We start from the raw sequence: 12,030 nt of genomic DNA on the forward strand, positions 1-12,030 counted from the left end.
ATATTGTTTTCTTTAAACTTAATTAATTTTAAGCATATTCCTTTATTTTTTCAAGTACCAAATTTATAACCCAATCCGGTGTTGAAGCACCAGCACTTATTCCGCAATGTTTTTTGTTTTTAAACCATTCTTTTTGAATTTCTTTTTCGTTTTCTATTAAATAACTATCCTCGCAATAATTTTTAGCTATCAAAAACAATTGTTTAGTATTGGCTGAATTTTTACCTCCAACTATAATCATCACGTCACTTTTTTTAGCAAGTTCATTAATGGCTTCTTGATTCTTAAAAGTTGCGTCACAGATTGTATTAAAAACTCTTACTTCTTTGATTTTAAGCATTAAAAAATTTACTATTTCCATAAATTTTTCAACCTTTTTAGTAGTCTGCGAAATTACAGCTATTTTAGAAGGTAATTTTACATCAATCAACTCTTTTTCATCAAGTATCACATAAGCTTTAGTGCTTACATAACTTTTTACACCTTTTACCTCAGGATGATTTTCATCTCCAAAAATAACAATTTCATAACCTTCATTACTCATTTGCTCACAAATTTTTTGAGGTTTGGTAACAAAAGGACAAGTTGCATCAAAAATTTCTATATTTTTTTTCTTTAACTCTGCTAAATCTTGTTTAGTAATACCATGGGTACGAATAATAGCTTTCCCTTCATCTTTTAACTCATTGATATCGTGTAAGGTTTTTACATTATAATTCTTCCATAAACGAGTAATTTCTTCATTATTGTGGATCAATGGTCCTATGGTAGCTGCATCTTTAATCTGTTCTGCTTTTTTAATTGCTCTTTTTACTCCAAAACAAAATCCATAACTATTTGCCAATTCAATTTCCAAATTTTGCCCCCATTTGTTTTAACATATCTATAAAATTTGGAAAAGAAGTTTGAATACAATCACAATCATCCACTTCCATTCCATATTTTAATCCTAAAATTAAAAAAGACATTGCTATGCGATGATCACCAAAACTTTCTATTTGAGCACCATTAGATACGCCACCTTCAATTTCAAAACCATCATCTAATTCTTTTATTTTTACTCCACATTTTTGCAAATTTATAACGATGGCTTTAATTCTATCGCTTTCTTTTACGCGAAGCTCTTTAGCATTTTTCACAATACTCTTACCGTTTGCACACGCAAAAGCTATAGCAAGTGCAGGAATTTCATCTATAAGCCAAGCTATCTTTTCATTTACAATAACACCATTTAAACAAGAACTTTCAACATATATATCTCCCACACTCTCATAATCATCACTAGTTTGAATATAAGAAATTTTAGCACCCATTTTTTCTAAAATTTTAAAAGCTTCTATACGCGTTTTATTCAATACAATGTTTTTTAAAACAACCTTAGAATTAGGTAAAATACAAGCAGCTAATGCAAAATAAAAAGCTGATGATGGATCATTGGGCACGTAAATTTCAAAAGGCTTAAGTTTATCTTTTAAAGGTGATATTTGAATTTTATTATTTAGTATTTGAATATCTGCACCCATTTTAGCAAGCATTATTTCACTATGATCTCTTGAAAGCTCTATTTCTTCAAAATAACATTTATCCTTTGCATTTAAAGCAGCTAAAATCATTGCTGTTTTTACTTGAGCAGATGCTATATTGCTTTTATAATCAAATTTATTAATTTTAACTCCTTGGATACAAATTGGAGCTAAATTAGCATCATTTCTCCCATAAATTTTAGCGTCAATATCCTGTAATGGTTTACATATTCTTCTCATTGGTCTAGCATTTAGATACTTATCACCACTTAAGACAAAAAATTCATTCTCAATAGAACTCAAAAATCCTATCAAAAGCCTCATTGAAGTACCAGAATTTCCACAATCTAACACCTTATTAGGAGATTGAATTTTTATCGGTGGAGTAATATAAATACAATTTTTATCATTTTTAACTTCAGCACCCAACGAAGTGATAATTTTTAAAGTATTTAATGTATCTTGTGCATTAAGATAATTTTTTATTTTACATGTACCATTTGTAAATAAAGAAAAAATTGCACAACGATGAGATATAGATTTATCAGATGCTATATCTTCAAATGTTGCCACAAAAGAAGAGATGGGAAAAATTCTCATCTTAAATTTAATCCAAATTCTTCATTTAAAGTTTGCAAAATTATATTAGTCTGCTCTATCACAATACTATCTTCTAGAGTCTTTTCAAAATCTCTAAATACAAAATTAATCGTTAGACTATAAAAATCTCCTAAAGATTCATCAGTATATAGATCTACTACTTTAAAGCTTTCTAAAATATTTATATCTAATTTAATAATAGCTTTTTTGATTTTATCGTATTCAAATCCTTTAGGAATTAAAATACTTAAATCTCTACTCATAGAAGGAAATTTAGAATAATTTTTAACAATCTTAAATTCTTGCTTTAAATTTTCTACATCAAATTCACACACATAAGTCTTTATTAAATCTCTCTTATTTTCAATACTCAAATGCATTCTTCCAACAAAACCTATACATTTACCATTTTTATAAACATTAGCTTGCTCATATGGACTTAAAAAACAATGATTAGATTTTTGCATAGTAAAATCACCTATAACACTTTTTATTTCAGCTAAAAAGGTATAAAAATCAATTGCAGCTGGTTTTGCCTTATTTGAAATTTTTGCTTCTTCTTTAAAACCACAATAAACCATAGCAAATTTGGAATGCTCAACAGAATACTCATCAAAAACACTTCCGCATTCAAAAAGTTTAATCTTTTTTCTAGAATTTTTGAGATTAAAACTTACTGCTTTTAAAAGATGATTAATCAAAGTGCTTCTTAAGGTATTAAGTTCGCTTGTTATAGGATTAATTAATTTATTTTTTATACATTTAAAGCCTAGAAAATTTAATTCTTCTTCATTATCTAAAACATAATGTATACTTTCAAAGTATCCATTATGACTAGCCTTTAATCTTAAATTCTTAAGATCTTGATAGTCAAAATAAATTTTATTTAAGCGATTTTTTTCCTTAAATTCCAAAGCTCTTGAAGGAATATTATCAATACCTATAATTCTTAAAATTTCTTCACTAATATCAGCAATGTTAGCTATATCGCTTCGATGTAAAGGAATTTTTACATTAATTTGTTCTTCATTAATTGCAGAAATTTCAAAACCCAATTTTTTCAAAATTTTAACTAATATATTTCTATCTATTGGCATGCCAATAATTTTATCAATATCACTTGTAAATATTCCTATGATCTTTTCTTCTATGTCGCAAAATACTTGTTGAATGCCTGAAAAAATACTAATATTTTCTATTTTTAAGCATTCATTTGATAAATAATCAATACCTAAAGAAAGTTTTGGCTCACTACCTCTTAAAGTATGATAATTCATATCGTTTTTGTTTTTATAATATGCTAAAGCATTCGCAACAATATTTGGGTGTATATAGCTTGCTTCAATAACAATAATTTTACTATCATCATTAATTTTAAATTCATCTTTTTGTTCAATTCCAGCTAAAGAAATTAATTTATCGTTATAATAAATTCCATATTCTCCATGCTCTTGAACTTTTATTTCTAAAACAACTTTTTCATCCACTTGGCATTCTTTGCAAAGTTTATGAAAATCATACGCATTAAGAATGACACCAGTAGCATGAGTACTATAAGATAAAAGGTTTTCAATAGGACTATTTTTATATTTTTGTACCAATGCTAGACGAATTTGTATCACTATATTAAGTTTAAATTTTTCTTTAATTTCTAAAGCTTTATATGTAAATAATCCATCTAGCTTGGTATTATTTTTAATACTTAAAATCCTTCCAATACCTACACTATTTTCATTATCTTTTAAGACATTTATTTCTTTTAAATTCAAATCTAATGCTGCACTTAAATCCCTTGCAACACCATACAAGCTTAAGCAATCACCACGATTTGGCGTAAGATCTATCTCAATAATTTCATCATTAAATAATTCATATTCATTAAGAGCCTTGCCAAGAACTAATTCCCCTATGCTTTCATCTAAAATCATAATACCTTCATTGCTTTTTCCAAAACCCAATTCACTAGATGAGCATATCATACCCATAGATTCTACGCCTCTTAGTTTTGCTGGTTTTATTTCAATACCATTAGGCAATAAAGCACCAATCAAAGAAACTGCTACAAATTGTTCTTCTTCGACATTTTTAGCTCCACATACAATCTGTAAAACTTCATTTCCAACATCAACTTTACAAATATTTAATTTATCTGAATTTTCGTGTTTTGTTTTTTCTAAAATTTTTCCTATCACTACTTTATCTGGAGCTTTAACACTTTTAAAATTATCAACTTCTAAACCTATAGAATTTAAAGTATTAACAATAGTTTGCGTGGAAATATCACTTAAATCAATCCATTCACTTAACCAATTTTTACTAATAATCATCTAAATTGCTCCAATAATCTCAAATCTCCTTCAAACATAGAGCGCAAATCAGGAATTTTATGTAACAACATGGCAAAACGCTCTACACCTAAACCAAAAGCATAACCACTAACATCTTTATAGCCAACAAAATTATAAACATTAGGATCAACAACTCCACAACCTAAAACTTCTAACCATCCAGTTTGCTTACAAACTCTACAACCACAACCCTTACAAAATACACAAGAAATATCAACCTCGGCTGAAGGCTCTGTAAAAGGGAAAAAACTCGGTCTAAAACGCACTTTCACATCACCAAACATATGTTTTAAGAAATTTTCCAACATATCTTTTAAATTTGCAAAATTAATTTTATTACCCTCTTCAACCACAAGTCCTTCTACTTGATGAAACATAGGAGTGTGTGTAATATCAAAATCTCTTCTAAAAACTGCACCTGGTGCTATCATTCTAATAGGAGGTTTTTGTGCAAGCATAGTTCTAATTTGCACTGGAGAAGTTTGTGATCTTAGTAAAGTTTTATCTTCAAAATAAAAAGTATCTTGCATATCTCTAGCTGGATGATTTTGCGGTAAATTTAAGGCTTCAAAATTATGAAAATCATCCTCTATCAATGGTCCTTTTTCTATACTGAAATTCAAAGCACTAAAATATTCTATAATCTTATCCATAGTAAAAGCGATTGGATGTAAAGCACCTGAATTTGAATTTTCATCAAAAAAACTAAAATCTTGTACTTCTTGTTTCATCTTTTCATTTAAAGCTTCTTTTTCTAATTCTTTAAGTTTTGATTGATATATTTGATTAAATTCATCTCTTATTTTATTTAGATTATCAGCAAATTCTTTTTTTTCCTCATCTTTTAAATTTCTTAATTTAGCAAATTCTAGGGTCAAAATTCCTTTTTTTCCCAAAACACCAATTCTTACGTTTTCAAGCTCCACTAAAGTATTTGCAGAATTAATTTGTAATATTATATTTTCTTGCAATTTTTGCTCCAAATAATTTTTTAAAAATATTCTAATGTAAAATTATTTAAACTTAGCAAAAAATCAAACTAAAAAAGGATAAATAATGAGAGAAAAAACTATTTTTGAACTTATAGTCGAAGGAAAAGTTCCAGCTAACAAAGTCTTAGAAAGTGAAAAATTTCTAGCATTTCACGATATCAATCCTAAAGCACCTATACATATTTTGATTATTCCAAAAGAACATTTTGCAAATTTTCAAGAATTAAATCCTGAAATAATGTGTGATATGACAAAATTTATGCAAGAATTAGCAGTATTATTAGGACTTGATAAAAGTGGATATAGATTAATAACAAATTGTGGAAAAAATAGTGGGCAAGAAGTATTTCATCTACATTTTCATATGTTAGGTGGATTTGAACTTCCAAAGAATAAAGACAATCAAGTTAATCCAGAATCATTATTCTAAAAAAGAGTTAAAACTCTTTTTTAGAATACTGGACCTGCTAATTTAAATTCAACACCCTCTTTAACATCTTCATAACGTTTAAAATTTTCTATAAACATTTTTGCAAGTTTAACTTTAGTTTCCTCATAAGCTTTTTTATCTTTCCAAGTATTAATAGGATTTAGCAAATTACTTTCAACGCCTTCTAATGCTTTTGGTACTGCAAGATTAAATAAATCATAGTTTTCAAAATCACATTTTAAAATACTACCATCTAAAATAGCATTAATACAAGCTCTAGTTGCTTTAATACTCATTCTTTGTCCAACACCATAAGCACCACCGCTCCAGCCTGTGTTTACTAAATAAACATTAACATTGTGTTTAGTGATTTTTTCACCCAAAAGTTTTGCATATACAGTAGGATGAAGTGGCAAAAATACCTCGCCAAAGCAAGCTGAGAAAGTAGCTACTGGTTCAGTAATACCTCTTTCAGTACCTGCAACTTTTGCTGTATAGCCACTTAAAAAATAGTACATTGCTTGCTCTTTGCTAAGTTTACTAACAGGAGGTAATACTCCAAAAGCATCCGCAGACAAAAATATAATATTACTTGGATGTGTAGCACATAGGCTTTTTTCATGATTTAAAATATGCTCAATAGGGTAAGAAACTCTAGTGTTTTCAGTTTTTGAGCCATCATTAAAATCTACACTTAAATCTGGTCTTAAAACAACATTTTCTAAAAGTGCATTTTGTTTAATAGCGCCATAAATTTCTGGTTCGCTATTAGGGTCAAGGTTGATACATTTTGCATAACAACCTCCTTCAAAATTAAATACTCCCTCATCATCCCAACCGTGTTCATCATCACCTATTAATTTTCTTTTTGGATCTGTTGAAAGAGTAGTTTTTCCAGTACCACTAAGTCCAAAGAAAAGCGCAACATCACCTTTTTCTCCCACATTAGCACTACAATGCATAGGAAATTTATTTTCAAGTGGAAGCCAATAATTCATCATAGAAAAAATTCCTTTTTTCATTTCACCACCATACCATGTTCCACCAATTACTGCTATATTTTTCTCTATATTAAAAATAACAAATACCTCTGAATTCAGCTCATCTTTTTTATAATCTTCATTAACGCATTTGCATGCATTATATACCACAAAATCAGGCTCAAAATCATCTAAATCTTTTTCATCAGGACGAATAAACATATTTTTTACAAAATGTGCTTGCCAAGCAATTTGAGTCACAAAACGTATAGCTTTACGACTTTTTAAAGAAGCACCGCAATAAGCATCTTGTATATAAATATCACAATCACTCAATTGTACCTTTGCTTTTTCTAAAAGTTTTTCGAACAATTCTTCATTAATTGGCTGATTAATTTTTCCCCAAGCTATATATTTTTGAGAAGGATCTTGTTTTACAAAATACTTGTCTTTTGGACTTCTTCCTGTAAAAATTCCTGTATCTACACTGAAAGTTCCATTATTTGTACATTTCCCTTCTTTATTCTGAATTTCATGTTTTAAAAGTTCATCATAACTAAGATTATGAAAAACTTGTCCTATATTTTTTAAACCTAAATTCTCTAAACCTTTCATTCTATCTCCTTATCTATAGCTCATTAAAATTTGTCCCTCATTGACACTATCACCGGTACTTACAAGAACTTCAAGAACTTCTCCATCCTTAGGTGCATTAATTTCAATTTCCATTTTCATAGCTTCAAGTATAACCACAACCTGACCTTCCTTAACTTTATCTCCCGCATTAGCCATAATTTTAAAAACATTAGCATTCATACTTGCTACTATAGCATCAGTATTATTAACTGATTGCTTAGTTTCTGTATTAATCATATCATTTTTTATCTTAACAGCATTTTTTATATTAACATCTTTGTCAAATCCACTATTAACTTCTACGTGATATTTGTTTCCATTCACAGAAACTGTAAATTGATTATTATCACTAGAATCAACTGACTTTATTTTTTCATTTTTTCTTACTTGAATTTTAGCTTCACCTTTTAAAAAGCTTAATCCTTTGTCTTTACAAGCTGCAACTATAAAAATATTTTCTTCGCTAAGCTCTAAATTTTCTTTCTCTAATAAAGCTTTTGCATATGCTAAACTTTTTGTTTCATCTGCATCAGCAATATCAATCGCACATTTAGTAGTAGGATCTAGTTTTAATTGCTTACTAGCTAATTCAACTACTTTTTTATCTGGAGCAACAGGAGTTTTTCCAAAATATCCTAAAACCATTTTCCCATAGCCTTCTGCAATTTTATTCCAAGATCCAAACATTACATTATTGAAAGCTTGCTGAAAATAAAATTGTGAAACTGGTGTTACCGAAGTACCATATCCACCTTTTTCTACCACTTCTTGCATTGCTTTAATTACAGCAGGAAATTTATCTAAAATATTATTATCTCTCATCATTTGAGTATTTGCAGTTAAAGCTCCACCTGGCATAGGAGAGAAAGGAATTAAAGGGTTAACAGAAGTCGCTTCAGGAGGCAAAAAGTAGTCTTTTAGACATTCTTTTAAAACTTCTTCATATTTTAAAATTTTCTCACTATCTAAGCCAAAATCAAATTCTTTCCCCTTTAAAACATGAGTCATGGTTAAAATATCAGGCTGTGAAGTCCCGCCACTCACAGGTGATGCAGCCAAATCTATACCATCTACACCTGCTTCTAAAGCTGCCATATAGCAAGCAACACTTACTCCAGCCGTTTCATGAGTATGCAATCTTATATGCATACTCTGAGGCAAATTCCGCCTTGCCATTTTAATGACTTCATAAATTTTATTTGGATTTGAAGTTCCACTTGCATCTTTAAAACAAATACTATCAAAAGGAATTTGAGCTTGTAGAATTTCTTTTAAGATTTTTTCATAAAAAGCCACATCATGAGCTCCTGTACATTGTGGAGGTAAATCCATTAAAGTAATGGTAATTTCATGTTTTACACCATATTTAACTATACACTCCCCACTAAATTTTAAATTATTCACATCATTTAATGCATCAAAATTTCTTATTGTAGTTGTACCATGTTTTGCAAACATTTTTGCATGTAAATCTATAATCTCTCTACTACCAGTATCTAATGTAACAGTATTAACACCCCTAGCTAAGGTTTGTAGATTTGTTTCATGACCTACAATTGATCTAAATTTATCCATCATTTCAAAGGCATTTTCATTTAAATAGAAAAATAAACTCTGAAATCTTGCTCCTCCGCCAAATTCAAAATGAGTAATCCCCGCTTCCTTAGCTGCCTCCAAAGCAGGAAAAAAATCTTGCATCAAAACTCTAGCACCATAAACAGATTGAAATCCATCTCTAAAAGTTGTATCCATTACATCTATGAATTTTTTAGCCATTTCTTTTCCTTAATGTTGTATCAAAAATAATTATAACTCTAACTTTCTTAAAAAAATAAAATTTATAAAATTTGATTTAACATAATAATAATAATAGCCAATGGAGCAACAAATCTAAGCAAAAAATACCAAATTTCAAATGTTTTATTTCCCATAAATTGAGAAAAAAGTTGATAAATTTTTTCTTTACTCATAAAAAAACCTACAAATATAGCACTAGCTAAAGCCCCTAATGGCAACATAAAATTTGAAGTTAATTTATCCAGAATATCAAAAAAACTTAATCCAAAAAAGCTAAAATATTCTTTATATGCTCCACTAAAGGACAAAATACAACTTATACCTAAAATAAATACTATAAAACCTATAAAAACTAAGGCTTTTACTCTAGAAATTTTATATTCGTTAATAAGATAAAAAGTAAAAGGTTCTATCATCGAAACTGCTGAAGTTATGCCTGCAAAAAACAAAGCTAGAAAAAAATAAAAAGCTAGAAAATTTCCAAAATAATTTTCCAAATTTGAAAATAAAGTAGTTAAAGATATAAATACAAGACCTGCGCCTTCTGCTGGATTGGCATTAAACTTAAATATAAAAGTAAAAACTATAAGTCCCATCATAAGACCTATACAAATATTTAATAATACTATAACTAAAGAGCTGGTGATTACATTCGTGTCATCTTTTAAAGACGCTGCATAAGTTGTGATACACCCTATACCTAAACATAAAGTAAAAAATGCAAGCCCTAAAGCTGTAAGGATAGAATTTAAATTTAATTTAGAAAAATCAGGGTAAAAAAGATAAGAGAAAGCTTGGCTAAATCCATCTTGAAAAAAACAATATCCAAGCATCAAAATAAGCATGATAAATAAACTTGGCATAATCCAAACATTAAGTTTTTCTATTCCACTTTTAACTCCTTTTGATACTATAAATAAAGTAAGAACAAAAGCAATTAAAAAATACATGCTACTTTCTACAACGCTATTTTCTACCAAATTTCCAAATAAAGCTCCAGCTTCTTGAGTGTTACTTGGCAGATAATAAATCGATGTAACCATATATTTTAAAACCCAACCCATAATTACTAAATAGAAGGATAAAACAAAAATTCCACCTAGCATAAAGAATCCTGCAAATTTCCATTTTTGAGAATATTTTAAAGCTAAAGTTTTATAAGCATTTACAGGATCTTTATGACTTAATTTACCCATAGCTATTTCTGCTAAAAAAACACAAAATCCAACACTAATAGTTAAAACTAGATACAAAAGTACAAAAGCAAAACCACCATTTTGCCCTACTAAAGTTGGAAATTTCCACGCATTTCCAAGTCCTATAGCTCCACCTGCGACCGCTAAGACAAATCCTATCTTAGAAAATTTATCATTCATATGCTAACTCCTAGAAAAAAATTTGTTTTGCCATGATTAAAATCACAGCTAAAGGAGAGATAAATCTTAAAAAGAAATACCATATTTCAAAAAATATTCCCCTCATATAAGGATTAAATAATGTTTTTAATACTTCTTTTTTCAAAACAAACCCAACAAAAAATGCGGTAATCAAAGCTGAAATAGGCATCAAAAGATTTTGTATAAAAAAATCTAAAATGTCAAAAAAACTTTTTCCAAAAAATTTCAAGCTATCAGCACTCAAATCATAAAAAGATAATATTGACAAACTTCCCAAAAAATATACTATAACCCCAACAAAAGCTAAAGCTTTCTTTCTTGAAATATGGTAACGATTTATAAGATAAAAAGTAAAAGGTTCTATCATTGAGATTGCTGAAGTTATGCCCGCAAAAAACAAAGCTATAAAAAAGACTACAGCTAAAACATTACCCAAATATCCTAATTTTGCAAATAAGGTTGTTAATGAAATGAAAATCAACCCTGGTCCTTGTTGTGTAGGATCAGCACCGAATTCAAAAATAAAAGTAAAAACAATCAAGCCCATCATAATACCTATGATAGTATTTATAATAATAATGTTTAGCGCACTACTTATAAAATTAGTTTTATCAGGTAAACTTGCTGCATAAGTCAAAATAACACACACGCCCAAAGACATGCTAAAAAATGCTAAACCTAAAGCATCTAATATAGAATTTACACTTAACTTTGAAAAATCAGGAGAAAACAAAAAGTCACTAGCTTTAGAAAATCCTTCCATACTAAAAGAATATCCAAGCATTAAGATAAGTAATATAAATAAACTTGGCATCATCCAGACATTTAGTTTTTCTATACCACTTTTTACTCCTTTTGATACTACATAAAAAATTACTACAAATACAAATGTAAAACACACAAATTGTGATATAACATCATTTGAAAGTAAATTTCCAAAAACTACACCTGCCTCACTAGTATTATGCGGGAGTTCAAAAAATCCTAAATACGCGTACTTAACAATCCAACCTATAACAACACTATAAAAAGAAACTAAAATTATAGCTCCTAACATAAAAAAACCAGCAAGAGACCATAATCGTTTATTTTTTGGCGCCAAAGTATAATAAGCATTTACAGGATCTTTCTCACTTAGCTTTCCTATGCTAAGTTCAGCTAGAAATATTATAAAACCAACACCTAAAGTTAAAATCAAATATAAAAGTACAAAAGCTGATCCGCCATTTTGTCCCACTAAAGTTGGAAATTTCCACGCATTTCCAAGTCCAACAGCTGATCCTGCAACCGCTAAAACAAATCCTATCTTAGAAAATTTATCATTCAT

9 protein-coding genes are annotated in these 12,030 nt (G+C 28.8%); 1 reads left to right on the plus strand and 8 read right to left on the minus strand.

The features are described from left to right. Positions 1–28: 28 nt before the first annotated feature. The 4 genes from CINS_RS05740 to pheS are packed head-to-tail and all read right to left on the minus strand — an operon-like array spanning position 29 to position 5,442. Positions 29–856, minus strand: a complete 828-nt coding sequence (locus CINS_RS05740) for a 4-hydroxy-3-methylbut-2-enyl diphosphate reductase (RefSeq protein WP_039650629.1) — start codon at positions 854–856, stop codon at positions 29–31. Next, entirely contained in the window at positions 846–2,123 is a 1,278-nt protein-coding gene (gene aroA / locus CINS_RS05745; RefSeq protein ID WP_039650631.1) for a 3-phosphoshikimate 1-carboxyvinyltransferase, read from the minus strand. Before aroA ends, CINS_RS05740 begins: the two co-directional genes overlap by 11 nt. Next, positions 2,120–4,450 carry a phenylalanine--tRNA ligase subunit beta gene (gene pheT / locus CINS_RS05750; protein WP_039650634.1) on the minus strand — a complete coding sequence of 777 codons (2,331 nt, stop codon included), beginning with the start codon at positions 4,448–4,450 and terminating at the stop codon, positions 2,120–2,122. Before pheT ends, aroA begins: the two co-directional genes overlap by 4 nt. Then, the gene (gene pheS / locus CINS_RS05755) at positions 4,447–5,442 is read right to left on the minus strand and encodes a phenylalanine--tRNA ligase subunit alpha (RefSeq protein WP_052251982.1); all 996 of its coding nucleotides are present in this window, start codon (positions 5,440–5,442) and stop codon (positions 4,447–4,449) included. The genes pheT and pheS overlap by 4 nt, the downstream gene beginning before the upstream one ends. Positions 5,443–5,527: 85 nt before the next feature. Between pheS and CINS_RS05760 the strand changes: the two genes are divergently transcribed. Next, positions 5,528–5,893 (plus strand): histidine triad nucleotide-binding protein, encoded by a 366-nt coding sequence (locus tag CINS_RS05760; RefSeq protein ID WP_039650636.1) that lies wholly within the window; start codon positions 5,528–5,530, stop codon positions 5,891–5,893. Between the two features lie 20 nt (positions 5,894–5,913). Here the strand turns inward: CINS_RS05760 and pckA are convergent, their stop codons facing one another. From pckA to CINS_RS05780, 4 genes are all read right to left on the minus strand, one after another. Then, positions 5,914–7,488, minus strand: coding sequence for a phosphoenolpyruvate carboxykinase (ATP) (pckA, locus tag CINS_RS05765; RefSeq protein WP_039650637.1), 1,575 nt, complete (start codon positions 7,486–7,488; stop codon positions 5,914–5,916). 9 nt (positions 7,489–7,497) lie between these two features. Beyond that, positions 7,498–9,285 (minus strand): pyruvate carboxylase subunit B, encoded by a 1,788-nt coding sequence (locus CINS_RS05770; protein ID WP_039650640.1) that lies wholly within the window; start codon positions 9,283–9,285, stop codon positions 7,498–7,500. A gap of 62 nt (positions 9,286–9,347) precedes the next feature. Continuing rightward, positions 9,348–10,682, minus strand: coding sequence for a sodium-dependent transporter (locus CINS_RS05775; protein ID WP_039650643.1), 1,335 nt, complete (start codon positions 10,680–10,682; stop codon positions 9,348–9,350). 10 nt (positions 10,683–10,692) lie between these two features. Next, positions 10,693–12,030: a sodium-dependent transporter gene (locus CINS_RS05780; RefSeq protein ID WP_039650644.1), complete on the minus strand. Its 1,338-nt coding sequence runs from the start codon at positions 12,028–12,030 to the stop codon at positions 10,693–10,695.

It is taken from the genome of Campylobacter insulaenigrae NCTC 12927, assembly GCF_000816185.1.
Classification (GTDB): domain Bacteria; phylum Campylobacterota; class Campylobacteria; order Campylobacterales; family Campylobacteraceae; genus Campylobacter_D; species Campylobacter_D insulaenigrae.

Bases quoted from the DNA above. Each gene is read 5' to 3' on its own strand.
- aroA (WP_039650631.1), bottom strand. From the start codon at position 2,123: ATGAGAATTTTTCCCATCTCTTCTTTTGTGGCAACATTTGAAGATATA.
- pheT (WP_039650634.1), bottom strand. From the start codon at position 4,450: ATGATTATTAGTAAAAATTGGTTAAGTGAATGGATTGATTTAAGTGAT.
- CINS_RS05760 (WP_039650636.1), top strand. From the start codon at position 5,528: ATGAGAGAAAAAACTATTTTTGAACTTATAGTCGAAGGAAAAGTTCCA.
- pckA (WP_039650637.1), bottom strand. From the start codon at position 7,488: ATGAAAGGTTTAGAGAATTTAGGTTTAAAAAATATAGGACAAGTTTTT.
- CINS_RS05770 (WP_039650640.1), bottom strand. From the start codon at position 9,285: ATGGCTAAAAAATTCATAGATGTAATGGATACAACTTTTAGAGATGGA.
- CINS_RS05775 (WP_039650643.1), bottom strand. From the start codon at position 10,682: ATGAATGATAAATTTTCTAAGATAGGATTTGTCTTAGCGGTCGCAGGT.
- CINS_RS05780 (WP_039650644.1), bottom strand. From the start codon at position 12,030: ATGAATGATAAATTTTCTAAGATAGGATTTGTTTTAGCGGTTGCAGGA.